This window comes from Blastococcus sp. CT_GayMR20 (assembly GCF_004570345.1).
Window position 1 is genome coordinate 1 of sequence record NZ_SPQM01000045.1, and the last position, 15,945, is coordinate 15,945.

Here is a 15,945-nt window from a genome sequence, read left to right on the forward strand (position 1 = left end):
GTCGGTCGCCAGCTGGATGTGCGTCGCGATCGACGAGACCCCGACGTCGGGACGGCGGGCGCTCACCCAGTTGATGAGCGCAGCCCGGCTGAACGGCTCCGGCAGGGTCGCGGCACCCTCGGCGACCAGCTCCCAGATCGTGGGCAGTCCTGCTGTACTCATCGGTTCCAGCTCCTCGGCGTGGACGACGCGATCGGCACGCTAACGCCGTCGACACCGCGAGGACCCGGGTCGGCGCCGAAGAGCACGCCATCGGGCGTACTACGCGGACAGCAGCGCCAGCAGCCGGTCGAGGAACGGCACCTGCCCCTTCACCAGCTTCGTCCGCGCCTCGTCGACGCCGAACCAGGCGGCGCGGTCGATCTCGGGGAACTCCTGCATCCGCCCGGACCGCGGTGGCCACTCGACCTCGAAGGTGTTGCTCTTGCACGCGTCCGCATCGAGATCGCCCTCGGCCGCCCAGCAGGTGAGCACCTTGCCGCTGGTCACCCGGTGCTCCCCCAGCGGCACGAGGCCAGCGGCGGGCACGGGCGAACCGAGCTCCTCCTCGAACTCCCGCCGGGCCACGGTCAGCGGCTCCTCGTCGGGCCCGTGCTCGCCCTTCGGCAGCGACCAGGCGCCGTCGTCCTTTCTCGCCCAGAACGGCCCGCCCATGTGGCCGAGCAGCACCTCGGGACCTGCCGGCCCGCGCCGGTACAGCAGGATCCCAGCGCTCGTCCGCGTCGCCATCAGAGCCGGTCCAGCGCCTCGCTCAGGTCCATCACGTCCGCGTACTTGGCGTCCACGTCGGCGATGTTGTTCTCGTGCAGTGCCGGCGTCCGGTCGGCGCAGGCCTGGCGCACGACCTGGGGACGGAAGCCGGAGTTCAGGGCGTCCATGGCCGTGGCCCGCACGCAGCCGGACGTCGAGACGCCGGCCAGCACCAGCGTGTCCACGCCCGAGGCGTGCAGGGTCGGCGCCAGCGACGTGCCGAAGAACGCCGACGCGTACTGCTTCACGACGACGACCTCCCCCGCCTCGGGCTCGAGCGCCAGGTCGCCCCAGTCCCCAGGCGCGTCCTCGGCGAAGCAGGCCAGCGCCGGCACCTTGCGGACGAAGAGGCCACCGTCGGCCAGTCCCGGCGCATACCGGACGACGGTCCAGTACACGGGCACGTCCTTCTCCCGCGCCGTCCCGACGAGCTCCGTGGTGGCATCGACGACCGCCCGGGCGTCCGGCAGGGCGAACGGCCCGTCCGGATGGGTGTAGGCCCGCACCAGGTCGATGACGACCACGGCCGGACGCCGGCCCCACCCGACGCGGCCGGAGAACGCCGAACCGTGCGGACCCGGCATCACACCCACACGGGCCGCTTCGGCGCCGGCAGCCCGGTCTCCTCCTCGCAGCGCTCGAGCAACTGCTCGATCGGCGGCCCCATGTCGAAGACCGGCAGCTCGGCCGGACGGTCGGCGCGCATCTGGTCGCGGAGGTCGTCCGTGGCCTCGGCGTCCACACTGCCGTCCTCGTCGACGCAGACGCCGTACCGCTCCGCGCCCTTCGCCGTCACGAGTCCGCGCCGGACCTCGAGCGCCACCAGTTCCGGGTCTCGCTCGAGCGGGTCGCCCCAGCCGCCGCCGCCCCAGGTGACGAAGTGCAGGACGTCGCCCGGTGCGACCGGGACGTCGTGGCACTTGCTGGGCAGCACCTGGCGGGTGCCGTCGGCCCGCTCGACCCACTTGGTGCCTCGGGCGCCGGGATGCCCCCCGTTGACGCCCCACGGATAGGTCAGCCAGCGGTCGTCGTGGATCGCGATCGTGCCGGGCTCCTCGAAGACGTAGGCCACGTCGACGCCGTTGCCCCCGCGGTGCAGGCCGGCCCCGCCGGTGTCGGCGACGGTCTCCCACTTCTCGATCCGCAGCGGGTAGTAGGACTCGAGGTACTCGCACGGGATGTTCACGAAGGAGGGCCACAGCGAGTGGCCGTCGGGGCCGTCGCCGAGCGGCCGGCCGGGGATGCCGCCGAAGCCGATCGAGTACAGCTGGAACCACTCCCCCTTCCGCTCCCCGGTCGAGTAGTGCCCGGAGTACATGAAGTGCGGCGACGAGGAGAACCCTGCCGCGTTGAGCAGCGCCGGGTTGGTCTGCCCCAGCAGCCCGCCGAACAGGTCGAAAACCCGTCCGATGCCGTGGTTGCGGCCCGACAACGCGGCGGGGAACTTCGGCTTCCAGTAGGAGCCGTCGGGGATCGTGACGTCGACCAGCGGGTAGAAGCCGTCGTTCCAGAGGATCTGCGGGTCCGCGACCGTGATCATGTAGATCCCGAAGAACATGCGCGTCAGGTTCTCGTTGATGTAGTAGTTGATCGGCCCGGCCGCCTGCGGCGAGGAGCCGGTGAAGTCCAGGTGCACCTTGTCGCCGGTGCGGGTCAGCGACAGCTTCAGCTCGTAGGGCCCGTTGCCGACGCCGTCGTCGCAGATGTAGTCGGTGAAGGACAGCGTGCGGCCCTCCTCGAACACCATCGAGAGCAGCACCTTCATGGCGTCGTAGTTGCGCTGCAGCAGCGCGTCGAGCGCCGACAGGTAGGTGGCGGTGCCGAAGCGGTCGCACATCTCGACGACCCGGCGCGCGGCGGTGCGGCAGGCGGCGACCAGTCCGTTCAGGTCGGCGCGGTTCCAGTCGGGCTTGCGCACCTGGTTGAGGATGATCCGCAGCGCGTCCTCGTTGAGCTCGCCCTTGCGGTAGAGCTTGAAGGGCGGGATGACCACGCCCTCCTCGTAGATCGTGCGCGCGTCGGTCGGCATGGACGACGGCGTCTTGCCGCCCACGTCGGACATGTGCCCGAACATCGACGCCCAGCCGACGACGCGGCCGTCCTTGAAGATCGGCACCACCAGCAGCCAGTCGTTCGCGTGGCTGATCGCCGCGCCGCACGAGTACGGGTCGCTGGTGAGCAGGACGTCGCCCTCCTCGATGGTGTCGTCGAAACCCTCGAGGAAGTCCGGGATCGAGAGCCCGAACTGGCCCACGACCATCTTCCCGTCGGGGTCGCCGATCAGCGGGAACTCGTCGTGCTGCTCGCGGATGCCCGGTGACAGCGCCGTCCGGAAGAGCACCTCGTCCATCTCGTAGCGGGCGTTGCGCAACCCGTTCTCGATGAGGTCGAGGGTCACCGGGTCGACGTCGACTCGTCCGACGGTGCCGGTCGCGGTCTCGATGATCTGCGCCATGTGCTCAGCCCTTCGCGGGATTGATCAGCAGGGAGCCCGACGCGTGCACGACGGCCGCGTGTCCGGGCAGGACGAGGGTCGTGGAGTCCATCTCGGTGACGATCGCGGGACCTTCGACGACGTCGTCGGCCCGGAGCTTCGTCCGGTCGTAGACCCGCGCGGTCACCTGCTCGCCGCCGACGTGGATCGGGTGCTCGGTCACCAGGGCGGCCTTCGGGTCCCCGTCGCCGGGCTCCAGGTGGACCGGGGTGACGGCGGGCTTCGGGCCGGTGACCGTGGCCCGCGCGTTGACCAGCTCGTGGTCGACGTCGAGCAGGAAGGAGAACAGCCGGTTGTGCTCGGCGTCGAACGTCTCGCCGAGCCGCGCGAACGCCCCGTCCGGGTCGTCCAGCCAGGCGGCGTCGACGGTCACCGGGATCTCGAAGCCCTGCCCGTGGTACCGGACGTCGACCGAGTACAGGACCGTCTGCTCCGCCGAGGGTGTGCCCTGGTCGGCCAGCCGCTGACCGGCGTCGTCGGCCAGCTCCCGCAGGATCGTCACCAGGTCCCCGCCGCTGAGGTCGGCGAACCGGCGCAGCACCGTGCGGGCGGACTCGTCGCGACGGCTCGTCGTGGCGTCACCGAAGGCGGCGAGCACGCCCGGGGACGGCGGCACGATGACCGGCCACGCGCCGGTGAGCCTCCCGAGCGCATTGGCGTGCAGCGGCCCGGCGCCGCCGAAGGCGACGAGGGCGAACTCGCGCGGGTCGAAGCCCTGCTGCACCGAGACCAGGCGCAGACCACCCAGCATGTTCTCGTTGACGATGTCGACGATCCCGGCCGCAGCGGCCTCCGGGGACTCCAGCCCGATGGCCTCGGCCACCTTGCTCACGGCGGCGCGGGAGGCGTCGGCGTCGAGGGTGATCTCGCCCCCGGCCAGCGACGACGGCAGGTAACCGAGGACGACGTTGGCGTCGGTCACCGTCGGCTCGGTGCCGCCCTTGCCGTACGCGGCCGGACCGGGGTCGGCTCCTGCGGACTGCGGGCCCACCCGCAGCGCCTTCGTCAGCTCGGGCACGTGCGCGATCGAGCCGCCGCCCGCGCCGACGGTGCGGATGTCGACGCTGGAGGCGCGGACGGTGAGGTCGCCGACCTTGGTCTCCCGGCCGATCCGCGCGCTCAGGTCCTGGACGAGCGCGACATCGGTCGACGTGCCACCCATGTCGAAGGTGATCAGGTCGCGGTAGCCGCACTGCTCGGCCACCCAGACCGCCCCGGTGACGCCGCCCGCCGGACCGGACATCAGCATGCTCACCGGGGCCGCGGTGGAGGCGGCCGCCGACTGCAGGCCGCCGTCACTGCGCAGGATGGCCAGCTCGCCGGTGACACCGCCCTCGCCGAGCTTGTCCGACAGGGTCTGCACGTACTTCTTCACCTGGGGCTGGACGTAGCCGTTGGCGACGGTGGTCAGCGTGCGCTCGTACTCGCGCATCTCCGGGAGGACGTCGGAGGAGAGCGACACCGGGACGCCGGGCAGCACCTCGGCGGCGATCTCGCCGATCCGCTTCTCGTGCGCCGGGTCGGCGAAGGAGTTGATCAGGCTGACCGCCAGCGCCTGGATGTTCTGCCCCTTCAGCTTGGCCAGCTGGGCGCGCACGTCGTCCTCGTCGAGCCCCCGGACGACGGCGCCGTCACTGGTGATCCGCTCGTCGACCTCGACGGTGTTCTCCAGCGCGGCCAGCGGCTCGGGCTTGGGCCAGATGATCCAGCCGGCGAGTCCGCCGGGCACGAAGGAACGGGCGATCTGCAGCACCTGGCGGAAACCCTTGGTGGTGACCAACCCGACCGTCGCGCCCTTGCCCTCGAGGATGGCGTTCGTGGCGACCGTGGTGCCGTGCAGCACCTGGGCGATCTCGCTCATCCCGATACCGGCCTCGGCGCAGGCCTTGCCGATGCCGTTGAGGACGCCGATCGCCTGGTCCTGAGGGGTGGATGCGGTCTTGGCCCGCCAGGTCGAGCCGCTGTCCTCGTCCACCAGCAGGACGTCGGTGAAGGTGCCGCCGACGTCGACACCGAGCCGGTAACTCATGAGGCCTCCTCGGAACGGGGTGGTGCGGCGGCCGGCTCGGCACCGGCTGCTTCTGTCGCGGCGCGGACCATGACCGCGCGGGCGTTGTGGATGTGCGCGGTCATGACCGCGCGGGCCCACATCGGGTCGCCGGCGCGCAGGGCGGCGACGATCTCGACGTGGTGGGCGAGGCTCCGGCGCAGCGACGCCTCGTCGTACGCGTGGAAGTTGCGCAGCACGATCGGGGGGTGGATCGCGCCCGCGAGCGCGGTGGCCAGCGTGGGGTGGTCGGCGAGCGCCACCAAGCGGTCGTGGAAGGCCCGGTTGAGCGGGACGAGGGCGTCGAGGTCCTGATCCGGCCCCGGGCAGCCGACGTCCATCATCCGGTGCGCGAGGTCGTCGAGCTCCTCGACGTCGGCGGGCGTCACGTTGGGCACGGCGTACCCGGTGAGCTGCGGCTCGATGGCCGACCGGAGGTCGAACACTCCCTCGAGCTCGGCGACGGTCCAGGTGGCGACGCGGGCGCCACGGTTCGGGACCATCTCGACGATGCCTTCGGCAGCGAGGCGGGAGAGCGCCTCGCGGACGGGGGTGCGGCTGACGCCGAGCCGGTCGGCGAGCTCCACCTCACCGAGCCGCGCGCCGGGGGCCAGGTCGCCGCCGAGGATCAGCTCGCGCAGGGCGTGCAGCACCCTTCCGGCGGACGTCAGCGACCGTGTCACGCGTCACACTCCCCGGGAGATTGTGTGCAAACGTAGGGAGGCGACCGTTCCCTGTCCACCCGTTCGGGCGTAAATTTCGCGGAAGTGCATACAACGAGGAGGCCGTCGTGGCGTATCTGCTGAGCACCGGTGGCGCTCCGCGAGCGCGCCTGCGCGAGCTGCTGTCATCCGCCCCACCGCTCGTGGCCCCCGGCGCGTACGACGCCCTCTCGGCACGGCTCATCGAGCAGGCGGGCTTCGACGTCGTCTACATGACCGGCTTCGGCACGACCGCCTCGCTGATCGGCCGGCCGGACGTCGGGCTGCTGTCAGGGGCGGAGATGGTCGACAACGCCCGCCGCATCGTGTCCGCCGTCGACGTTCCCGTGATCGCCGACGCCGACACCGGCTATGGCAACGCCCTCAACGTCGTCCGCACGGTGCAACTGTACGAGCAGGCCGGGGTGTCCGGCATCCAGCTCGAGGACCAGGTCATGCCGAAGAAGTGCGGGCACATGAGCGGCAAGCTGCTGATCGGCGCCGACGAGATGGTCGGCAAGATCCGTGCCGCGGTGACGGCTCGCCAGGACCCGGACCTGGTGATCATCGCCCGTACCGACGCGGTGGCCGTGGACGGTCTGGACGAGGCGCTGGCCCGCGCCCGCGCCTTCGCCGAGGCCGGCGCGGACCTGCTCTTCGTCGAGGCACCCACGTCGGAGGAGGACATCGCGCGGGTGGCCGAGGAGCTCTCCGACGTGGCGCCGCTGGTGTTCAACTGGGCCGAGGGCGGCCGGACGCCGCCGTTGTCCCTGGCGCGGATCGGGGAGCTCGGCTACTCGCTGGTGATCTACCCGATCGGCACGCTGCTCGCGGCGACCACCGGCATCAGATCGCTGCTGGACACGCTGAAGGCCGAGGGGACGCCCGCTTCGGTGCTGGACCAGCTGCCGTCCTTCGGCGAGTTCACCGACCTGATCGGCCTGCCCGAGGTGCAGCAACTGGAACAGCGCTTCGCCGGGAGCTGAGCCGGGCCGGCTCGCGGGAGGGCTGGAGTCGGCTCTCCGACGGTCAGTTCTCGCAGCCCACGCCGTCGCCGTCGCGGTCGAGCTTCGGCGCGTACCCGGGGTCGCCGCGGTGGATGGGAGCCGCGCCGTGGGCCCGCACGTCGTCGCAGTTCGCGTAGACCACCGCGACCGGCGCCGGTGCCGGCGCCGCCACCGGAGCGGGCGCCGGAGCAGGAGCGGGCGCGGGCGCGGGAGCAGGCCGGGGGGCCGGCGCGGGAGCCGGCTTCGGCGTGGCCGCGGGAGCCGGCGCGGGAGCAGGAGCCGGCGCCGGAGCCGTGGTGGAACTCGGTGCAGCGACCAGCGGAGCGACCGGCTGGGGCGACACAGTGGGAGCACTGGTCGCGGGGGCAGAGAACGTCGCCGGACTGCTGTCGGCGACCTCGTCCGTGTCCGTGCCTCCACCGTTGGCGGCGCTGATGGCGATCAGGACCGCGGTCGTACCGATCACCCAGGGCCGCTTCCAGAACGGTGCGGGCGACTTCTCCGTGGTGGTCCCCTGCTGCTTGTCGCTCATTCGCCCGTCCTCTCGGATCTCGCCCCCGTTGGCGTTCGCGGCAACGTAAGTCGGCATGGGGGCCTGGCGGTGCAGGTCGTTCCGGAACACGCGGATCTCGGGACCACTCGCCACATGGCACCCAGCGGCCCCAACCCGGGCCCGCGAAGCCGCACGGAATCGGCAGATGTTGCCGCGTTCGGCACCATGGACGTCGAGGAGAGCTGTGATCCCGGGCAACGAACCGGCCCACACGTCACACGAGCCCCTCCCGTCGGGGACCATGGAGTGACCGTCCCCTCGCACCCGGTAGACAGGTGACATGGAGAGCACTGCCGACATCCAGGTGGGCGACGTCGTTGCCCAGCGGGCGGCGGTCTCCATCGAGATCACGTCCACGCCCGTCCTGAGCTACGCGCTGGCCCACAACCGGGTCCCCGTGGTCAGCCGGCTGGCGATCACCAACTTCGGCGGCCCGGTGCGGGCCGCGACCGTCCGCCTGAGCGTCCGTGACGCCGAGGGCCCGATCGCCCGCACCGTCGAGCTGCTCGCCGACCTCGACGAGGGCCGGACGACGGTCCTCACCGACCTCGGGCTGGTCATGGACCCCGCCGCGATGCTGCACGTCGAGGAGCAGCGGCCCGGCGTCATCGACGTCGAGGTGGAGTCCGACGGCGAGGTGCTCGGCGAGGGCAGCCGCGTCGTCCAGGTGCTCGCGGCCCAGCAGTGGCTGGCCACTCCCCTGCCGCTGGCGCTGGAGATGCTGGCCGCGCACGTCATGCCGAACCACCCGGCGGTCACCGCCCTGGTGAGCGAGGCAGCCGACCTGCTGGAGGAGCGCACCGGCCGCGGCGCCATGCAGGGCTACGCCGACGGCCCCGAGCGGGTGGACGAGATCGTCGCCGCGATCGCCGCCGCCATGCACCGCCGTGGCATCCGGTACAGCGAGCCGCCGGTCAGCTGGTCCGACCTCGGTCAGCAGGTGCGCTCGCCGGGCGACGTCCTCACGTGGCGGGTCGGCACCCCGCTGGACACCGTCGTCGTCCTCGCCGCCGCCCTGGAGCAGGCCGGCATCCGGCCGCTGCTGTGGCTGGCCGACGGGCACTCCTTCCTCGGCTACTGGCGCGAGGAGCGCAGCGCCGAGAGCGCCGCGACCACCGACGCCGCTCCCCTGGTGAACCTCGTCGACCTCGGCCTCGTCGGCCTGGTGGAGACGACCCTGCTCACGAGCACGGGCGAGCCGGACGCCGACCTGCACCGCCCGGCCTACACCGCCTGGCTGACCGGTGAGCTGGACCGGATCCTCGGCATCACCGACGTCCACCGGGCCCGCAAGGACGGCATCTTCCCGCTGCCGGCCCGCGCCCGCGACGAGGACGGCGTCCTGCAGGTCGTCGAGTACCGGCCGGCCCACAGCCTCGCCGCACGGACGATCGAGCCGACTCCCTCGCACCCGAGCAGCCGCCCCGAGGCGCCGCCTCGGGTGCAGCAGTGGAAGAACGCGCTGCTCGACCTCAGCCTGCGCAACCGGCTCATCAACTACACCGAGCGCGCCGGGCTCGCGTTGACGGTGCCCGACTCCGCGCTCGGCGTCCTGGAGAACTTCGTCCACGACGGGACGCCGCTGACCCTCCTGCCGGCCGACCAGCTCGCCGCCGTCCAGAAGGAGCGCGGGGTCACCACGGCCCGCGAGCTGCCCGAGGCGCAGCTGACCGAGCTGCTCGTCGACCGCCGCGAGGTGCACGCCGACGTCACCAGCGGCGGGTACCTGCCCCGGCTGCGCAACCTCGCCTACAAGGCGAAGACGGTGCTCGAGGAGACCGGCGCCAACAACCTCTATCTCGCGCTCGGCAGTCTGGTGTGGGAGCTGGACGGCCGCCCGCTGCGCTCGCCGCTGGTCCTCATCCCCGTCGTCCTCGCGCCGATGGGCCGCACCGGCTCGTACCGGCTGTCGCTGGACGAGGCCGGGTCCAGCACCCCCAACTACTGCCTGCTGGAGAAGCTGCGGCAGCTGCACGGGCTGTCGGTGCCGACGCTGACCGAGGCCGTCGACGGCACGCTCGACCTCGACGCCGCCCTGGAGGCGATGCGCAGCGCGCTGGTCGGGCACGGGCTGCCGTACCGGGTGGAGTCGACCGCCGACCTCGCGATCCTGCAGTTCGCGAAGTTCCGGCTGTGGAAGGACCTGGACGAGCACTGGTCGGACTTCGCGGAGAACCCGCTGGTCCACCACCTGGTGCACGAGCCGACCGAGGCGTTCCAGGACCCCGCGAGCGACACCGGCGGCTACGTCGACCTCGACGAGCTGGCCGCGCAGCTGCCCGCCCCCGCCGACGCCTCGCAGCTGCGGGCGATCGCCGAGGCCGACGCCGGCCGGACGTTCGTCCTCGAGGGCCCGCCCGGCACGGGCAAGTCGCAGACCATCACCAACCTGCTCACCCACGCGGTCGCCGCCGGCAAGCGCGTGCTGTTCGTCGCCGAGAAGCGGGCGGCCCTCGACGTCGTCGCGCGCCGCCTCGACGCGGTCGGCATGGGCATGTTCGCCCTCGACCTGCACGACAAGGGCTCGCGCGCCTCGATGGTGCGCGCCCAGATCCGCCTGGCGCTCGAGCACGCGGTCGCCGTCGACGAGCAGGGCCTGGCCGCGGACGGCGAGGCGCTGCGGTCCTCTCGGCGGATGCTCGCGCGCTACGCCGACCGGCTGCACTCAGGCAACGCCGCGGGCCTGTCGCTGTACTCGGCGCGCACGTCCGAGCTGGCCGCGGGCACGGACGTCGAGCCGCTGCCGGTGCCCGAGCCGTTCGTCGCCAACGCCCCGGCTGAGGTGCTCCGGTCGGTCCGCAGCGCGCTGGCGCTGCTGCCCGACATCGCCGACCTGACCCGCCCGTCGCTGCGCCACCCGTGGGCGTTCGTCGACTCCCCCGCGATCGACCTGCCCGCGACCCAGGCCGCCGCGGCCGCCGTCGACGCCGCCGTCCGCGAGGTCTCGCAGATCCCCGAGCTGTCGGGCGTGCTGCGCCGGGCGCGGTCGGCCGACGAGCTCGACGACCTGGTGCACGTCCTCAGCGGCCCGCCGATCGGCCTCGACGTCATCGACGAGACGTTCACCGAGCTGTGGACGGCGGCCACGAGCGCCGTCCTCGGTGAGATCGCCGCCTTCACCGCGTTCCGCCACCCCGGCCTCGACGTGTGCACGCCCGACGTGCTGCGACTGCCGCTGGCCGAGATCTACGTGGCGGCCCAGACCGCCGCGGCGTCGTCCTGGTTCGGCCGCCGCCGCCGGCTCACCGCGGTGCGCGACCAGCTCGCCCCCTACCTGCGGCCCGACGCGCGCGTGAAGCCCGCCGACGTCCCGGGCGTCGTCGAGTCGCTGTGGCGGGTGCAGACGGCGGTGCACGCCATGGCCACGCGCGCGGCGACGATCCCCGGCCTGTCGGTGCCCGAGGGCTGGAACCCGTTCCTGGACGGCGACCTCCTCGCGCGCGAGGTGCAGTGGCTGCGCCGCGCCGGCGCCGCCGTCGACGGGGCCACCCAGTTCCACGTCCAGCTCCGCAAGCTGATCGTCGCCGGGCTCCCGGCCGGTCCCGCGGCGGCACAGGCCGTCGGCCGGCTGCGGGACGCCGTCACCGGACTGCTGGCCACCTGCAGGAGCAGCGCCGACCAGCTCGCCGCCTGGGCCGGCGACGACGGCTTCGTCCTGCGCTGGTCGATGACCCGTCCCGAGCGCGGGGTCGACAGCTCGGTGCTGATGTCGCTGCGCCGGTGGGTGTCCTTCCTCGACACCCTCGAGCCGCTGCGCTACGCCGGGCTCTTCGACGCCCGCACGCTGCTCGTTACAGGCGCTGTACGGGCGGACGACGCCGTGCGGGCGCTCGACCGGGGGCTGGCGACGTCGTCGGTGCGCGAGCGGCTGGACGCCACGGGGCTCGACCTGTTCGACGCCGAGGCGCACGAGAAGGCGATCCACCGGTTCACCGCGGCCTCGCGGGCGGTGCGCGAGCACCTCACCTCGGCGCTGCCGGCCCGCGTGCTGGAGAGCCGCCCGTTCGACGCGCTGTCCGGCTCCGGGCAGGTCGGCGCGCTGCAGCGCGAGCTGGCCAAGCAGCGCCGCGGCCTCGGCGTCCGGGCGCTGCTGGCGCAGTACGGCGAGCTGATCACCACGGTCATGCCGTGCGTACTGGTGTCGCCGGACTCGGTCGCGCGGTTCTTCCCGGCAGTCGCCGGCCAGTTCGACGTGGTCGTGTTCGACGAGGCGTCGCAGATCCGGGTCGCGGACGCGGTCGGTGCGCTCGGCCGTGCGCGGGCCGCCGTGGTCGTCGGTGACTCGAAGCAGATGCCGCCGACCTCGTTCGCCGAGCCGTCCTCGGTGTCCGACGACGCCGGCGACCTCGCCGAGACCGCGGTGGAGGACGAGGAGTCGATCCTCTCCGAGTGCGTGCAGGCGCGGGTGCCGCGGCAGTGGCTGTCGTGGCACTACCGCAGCCAGGACGAGTCGCTCATCGCGTTCAGCAACGCCCAGTACTACGGCAACCGGCTCTCGTCGTTCCCCGCGCCGACGCACGGCCGCCCGTCGTCGGAGCCCGACGGCCGCGGCGTCTCGCTGGTGCGCGTGCCGGGGACCTTCCACCGCTCGGGCGCCGGGCGTCTGCTGCGCACCAACCCGATCGAGGCGAAGGCGATCGTCGCGGAGATCCGCCGGCGCTTCGACCTGGTGCCGAAGTGGGACGGCGTCGACGCGGTCCCGTCGATCGGTGTCGTCACCTTCAACGCCCAGCAGCGCGCCTACATCGAGGCGCTGCTCCGTGATGCGGACGACGAGCGGCTCGCCGCGGCACTCGACCGGGGCGACGGCGAGGGCCTGTTCGTCAAGAACCTGGAGAACGTGCAGGGCGACGAGCGCGACGTCATCTTCTTCTCGACCGCCTTCTCGGTGAACGCGTCCGGCGAGCTGCCGCTGAACTTCGGGCCGCTGAACCGGGTGGGTGGCGAGCGTCGGCTCAACGTCGCGGTGACCCGTGCCCGGCGCCAGGTCGTCCTCTTCTCCTCCTTCGACCCGGACCAGCTGCGGGCCGAGGAGACGTCGTCGGTCGGCATCAAGCACCTGCGCGCCTATCTCGACATGGCCGCGCAGGGCACCGACGTCCTGCCCCGCGACGCCCGGGCGTCGTCCGTCCCCGACCGGCACCGCGAGGAGATCGCTGCCGCCCTGCGGGAGCGCGGGCTGGTGGTGCGCACCGACGTCGGGCTCTCGGACTTCAAGGTCGACCTCGCCGTGTCCCGGCCGTCCGATCCAAACTCCCCGGTGCTCGCGGTGCTGCTCGACGGTCCGGCGTGGGCGCGGCGCGGCACCGTCGGCGACCGCGACGGCCTGCCGTTCGAGGTGCTCTGCGAGATGCTGCGGTGGCCGGTGGTCGAGCGGGTGTGGCTGCCGTCGTGGCTGGGCGCGCGCGACGCCGTCCTGGACCGGCTCGTGGACGCCGTCTCCTCGGTGCCGACGACCCCGGTGTCGGAGCCGATCGCCTTCCCGACCGCGGCCGTCGAATCCTTCAAGGGCGTCGCGGCGCTGCGCTCCTCGGTCACTGCAGTGGCTGTAACTCCCGCCCGACCGGCCGCCGCGTCCAAGCCGGCCGCCCGCAGGACGGCCGGTCCGGCCCCGATGGACGGCGAGACGCCGTTCGTGCCGTGGGTGCCGAAGCCGGCCGGTGACAAGGCGGTGCTCGACGAGCTGCCGGCGTCGAAGGCGGCGCGGTCGGTGCGCCGGGTGCTCACCGCGGGGATCAAGGCCGAGGGCCCGATCCACGTCGACCGGCTGGCGAAGCTGACCGTGAACGCGTTCGGACTGAACCGGGCGGCGGAGGCACGGAAGAACACGCTGCTGTCGCTGCTGCCGCCGTCCGCGGTGGTGTCGGACTACCTGTGGCCCGACGGGGTGGACCCCGAGTCGTACGAGGGCTTCCGCCGGCAGACCTCGAGCACCGACCGGCCGATCGAGCACGTCGCGCCCGAGGAGCTCGGCAACGCGATGGTGGCCCTGTGCCGGGCCGGCGCCGGGATGATGGCCGAGGAGCTGCTCACCCAGACGGCGGCGGTCTTCGGCTACAAGCGCCGGACGCCCACGATCACCCCGCCGCTCGAGGCGGCGCTGAAGCTGGCGCTGCACCGCGGCCGGCTCACCGAGCAGCCGTCGGGTTTGCTCACCGTCTGACCCGGGCGCCAGCCGACTGCCCGGCCAGGCCGTAGGTTGCGGTCATGGCGAATCGGCAGTTCAGGACGGTGCTCGAGGGCGGCAGCTACTTCGAGGGCCCGCGCTGGCACGACGGCGAGTGGTGGGTCTCGGACTTCTACCGGCGCACTGTCAGCCGGGTAAGCCAGGAGGGGCGCGAGAAGGTCGTCCTCGAGGTGGAGCACCAGCCGTCCGGGCTGGGCTGGCTGCCCGACGGCTCGCTGATCGTCACGTCGATGAAGGACCACCGGCTGCTGCGGGTCACGGACGGCGAGGTGTCCACGCACGCCCGGCTGACCGAGTACTGCGGCGGACACCTCAACGACCTGGTCGTCTCCGCGCAGGGGCACGTCTTCGTCGGCGACCTCGCCTTCGACCTGATGGGCGGCGGGACGCCGGCGCCGACGTCGCTGAAGCGGGTCGATCCCGACGGCACGGTGACCGTCGTCGCCGAGGACATGCGGACGCCGAACGGCATGGCGATCACGCCCGACGGCGGCACGCTGCTGGTCGACGAGACGCTGGGCAACCGGGTGACCGCCTTCGACCTCGCCCCGGACGGCTCGGTGAGCAACCGGCGGGTCTGGGCGGAGTTCGGCCCGGAGCCGACCGGCTCCACCATCGCCGACGTGATCGGCGCCATCGACGTCGCCCCCGACGGCTGCTCGCTCGACGCCGACGGTCATCTCTGGGTGGCCGACGGGAAGAACCCTCGGGTGGTGCGGGTCGCCGAGGGCGGCGCGATCGTCGAGGAGATCGCGATGCCGGACGGGCTCGGCGTCTTCGCCTGCCAGCTCGGTGGGGACGACGGCCGGACGCTGCTGCTCTGTGCCGCGCCGGACTTCTTCGAGCACACCCGCGCACCGGTCCGCGAGGCCGTGCTGCTGGCGGTCGACGTCGAGGTGCCGCACGCCGGTCTTCCCTGACGCCCGGTCACTCCACGGCCTGAGCCGACCGATGACTCAGGTGCGGCCGCACGGTGTGGCCCGACGAACCTGGAGGAACTCGTGCGCATCGGACTGTTCGGCCTGATCTACCTGGCGGTCGGCGTCGTCGTCGCGCTGTCCAACGGCTACAACAGCGTCGCAGGCGTCTCGGAGATCATCTCGCTGCTGGCGGCGATCGTCCTGTGGCCCGCCGTCCTGCTGGGCGTCGACCTGCACGTGCCGCCGATCGCGACCTGACTTCTCAGCGGGGTGCGGCGCCGCTCCATGACGAGCCGATGCACCACATCGCGACGTCTAGGTGACCACCATTTGGACCAGTCGCAGCGCAGAACGCAGCGCTTGCTGGGCGCCCTTCGCCCACGAACTACGCGGTTTGGCCACCTTGGCCATGTCCTCGACGGCGAGGGCAGGTGGCTTCTCAGCTCTGATCCTCTGGGCGCAGTCTCCGTTGCCCACGATCCCTAGCGCCTTCCGGAGCACGCCGATCGGGTCGTCCTCGTAGTCCGGAATCGCAAGTCCGACCTCGAATCCGTCCAACGCACAGGCGACGACTACTCCCCGCGTCGGCTTTCCTCGACCCAGGTACGTGGCAGCCGAGGTGCGCGCGCGGTTCATCACCGCCTGCGTGCCCATCGACGCCGCGGTCCACATCGCTTGCAGTCCAGGATGCAAGGAGAGATGCACGGCCTCCGGGGGTGTCTGCAGTGTCACCGAGCGTCCGGGCTCCAGGGTGAAGCCCTGGGGCCGCTCTGTTGCAGGCAGCGCTCGTACCGCGTCTCGGAACACGCCGATCGCGAGCGGCCGGACCGGATCCTCGTGTTCGCCCCAGTACGGATACAGCGGGCCGTCGACCACCCAGAGCACATGGGACGAGGTGTTCCTCACGTTCACCGCGTCGAACGCCCTGGTGCTGCAGGCGACAAGAGTCTGCTGCAGCTGCCGTTCGAGAGACGTCTCGGGCTCAGCGATCAACTGCTCGGTGAATGGCTCCTGAGTGCACTGATCCGCGGTCGGCGCGAACGCATGCACGTCGTGAGGGCTCGAGGAACCTGCCGCGACGCCAGCGGCCGACGTCGCGACTGCCGGCTGCACGCCCGCGTCGGTGCCCTCCGAACAGGCGGTGAGCAGCAGGCCTACCAACCCTGTCAGCGCGACAGTCCGTCGAAGATTCCCCGTCATCTCGGTTCCCCCCTGGTACGGAGGGTTGACGGGGCACCGACGGACCACAAGGCCCATGGACACGGTAGTTCGCCGACCGCGCGGCG

11 protein-coding genes are annotated in these 15,945 nt (G+C 72.3%); 4 read left to right on the top strand and 7 right to left on the bottom strand.

The genetic code is table 11. The annotated features are described in order from the left end of the window. Positions 1-261: 261 nt before the first annotated feature. From E4P40_RS12340 to E4P40_RS12360, 5 genes are read right to left on the bottom strand one after another with little or no spacing between them, the layout of a single operon-like run. Complete coding sequence (locus E4P40_RS12340; RefSeq protein ID WP_135158883.1) at positions 262-729, bottom strand: NUDIX domain-containing protein; 468 nt, start codon at positions 727-729, stop codon at positions 262-264. Continuing rightward, entirely contained in the window at positions 729-1,334 is a 606-nt protein-coding gene (locus tag E4P40_RS12345; RefSeq protein ID WP_135158884.1) for an isochorismatase family protein, read from the bottom strand. Before E4P40_RS12345 ends, E4P40_RS12340 begins: the two co-directional genes overlap by 1 nt. After that, positions 1,334-3,205: a hydantoinase B/oxoprolinase family protein gene (locus tag E4P40_RS12350; RefSeq protein ID WP_135158885.1), complete on the bottom strand. Its 1,872-nt coding sequence runs from the start codon at positions 3,203-3,205 to the stop codon at positions 1,334-1,336. The genes E4P40_RS12345 and E4P40_RS12350 overlap by 1 nt, the downstream gene beginning before the upstream one ends. A gap of 4 nt (positions 3,206-3,209) precedes the next feature. Next, positions 3,210-5,273: a hydantoinase/oxoprolinase family protein gene (locus E4P40_RS12355; protein WP_135158886.1), complete on the bottom strand. Its 2,064-nt coding sequence runs from the start codon at positions 5,271-5,273 to the stop codon at positions 3,210-3,212. Then, positions 5,270-5,974: a GntR family transcriptional regulator gene (locus tag E4P40_RS12360; protein WP_135158887.1), complete on the bottom strand. Its 705-nt coding sequence runs from the start codon at positions 5,972-5,974 to the stop codon at positions 5,270-5,272. The genes E4P40_RS12355 and E4P40_RS12360 overlap by 4 nt, the downstream gene beginning before the upstream one ends. A gap of 107 nt (positions 5,975-6,081) precedes the next feature. Between E4P40_RS12360 and E4P40_RS12365 the strand changes: the two genes are divergently transcribed. Next, entirely contained in the window at positions 6,082-6,978 is an 897-nt protein-coding gene (locus tag E4P40_RS12365; protein ID WP_209305288.1) for an oxaloacetate decarboxylase, read from the top strand. 43 nt (positions 6,979-7,021) lie between these two features. Here the strand turns inward: E4P40_RS12365 and E4P40_RS28945 are convergent, their stop codons facing one another. Next, entirely contained in the window at positions 7,022-7,531 is a 510-nt protein-coding gene (locus tag E4P40_RS28945) for an excalibur calcium-binding domain-containing protein (protein ID WP_245160296.1), read from the bottom strand. 301 nt (positions 7,532-7,832) lie between these two features. Between E4P40_RS28945 and E4P40_RS12375 the strand changes: the two genes are divergently transcribed. The 3 genes from E4P40_RS12375 to E4P40_RS28080 all read left to right on the top strand — a co-directional run bounded on the left by E4P40_RS12375 (position 7,833) and on the right by E4P40_RS28080 (position 14,917). After that, the gene (locus E4P40_RS12375) at positions 7,833-13,715 is read left to right on the top strand and encodes a DUF4011 domain-containing protein (RefSeq protein ID WP_135158890.1); all 5,883 of its coding nucleotides are present in this window, start codon (positions 7,833-7,835) and stop codon (positions 13,713-13,715) included. A gap of 44 nt (positions 13,716-13,759) precedes the next feature. Further along, positions 13,760-14,659, top strand: coding sequence for an SMP-30/gluconolactonase/LRE family protein (locus tag E4P40_RS12380; RefSeq protein WP_135158891.1), 900 nt, complete (start codon positions 13,760-13,762; stop codon positions 14,657-14,659). An 81-nt stretch (positions 14,660-14,740) separates the two neighbouring features. Further along, complete coding sequence (locus E4P40_RS28080; protein WP_167762206.1) at positions 14,741-14,917, top strand: hypothetical protein; 177 nt, start codon at positions 14,741-14,743, stop codon at positions 14,915-14,917. 57 nt (positions 14,918-14,974) lie between these two features. On the opposite strand, the gene E4P40_RS12385 is transcribed toward E4P40_RS28080, so the two are convergent. After that, entirely contained in the window at positions 14,975-15,859 is an 885-nt protein-coding gene (locus E4P40_RS12385; RefSeq protein WP_135158892.1) for a hypothetical protein, read from the bottom strand. Positions 15,860-15,945: the final 86 nt, after the last annotated feature.

What these genes read in the sequence shown, in the direction of transcription:
- E4P40_RS12340 (WP_135158883.1), bottom strand. Translation starts at nt 729, where the DNA reads ATGGCGACGCGGACGAGCGCTGGGATCCTGCTGTACCGGCGCGGGCCG.
- E4P40_RS12345 (WP_135158884.1), bottom strand. Translation starts at nt 1,334, where the DNA reads ATGCCGGGTCCGCACGGTTCGGCGTTCTCCGGCCGCGTCGGGTGGGGC.
- E4P40_RS12350 (WP_135158885.1), bottom strand. Translation starts at nt 3,205, where the DNA reads ATGGCGCAGATCATCGAGACCGCGACCGGCACCGTCGGACGAGTCGAC.
- E4P40_RS12355 (WP_135158886.1), bottom strand. Translation starts at nt 5,273, where the DNA reads ATGAGTTACCGGCTCGGTGTCGACGTCGGCGGCACCTTCACCGACGTC.
- E4P40_RS28945 (WP_245160296.1), bottom strand. Translation starts at nt 7,531, where the DNA reads ATGAGCGACAAGCAGCAGGGGACCACCACGGAGAAGTCGCCCGCACCG.
- E4P40_RS12375 (WP_135158890.1), top strand. Translation starts at nt 7,833, where the DNA reads ATGGAGAGCACTGCCGACATCCAGGTGGGCGACGTCGTTGCCCAGCGG.
- E4P40_RS12380 (WP_135158891.1), top strand. Translation starts at nt 13,760, where the DNA reads ATGGCGAATCGGCAGTTCAGGACGGTGCTCGAGGGCGGCAGCTACTTC.
- E4P40_RS12385 (WP_135158892.1), bottom strand. Translation starts at nt 15,859, where the DNA reads ATGACGGGGAATCTTCGACGGACTGTCGCGCTGACAGGGTTGGTAGGC.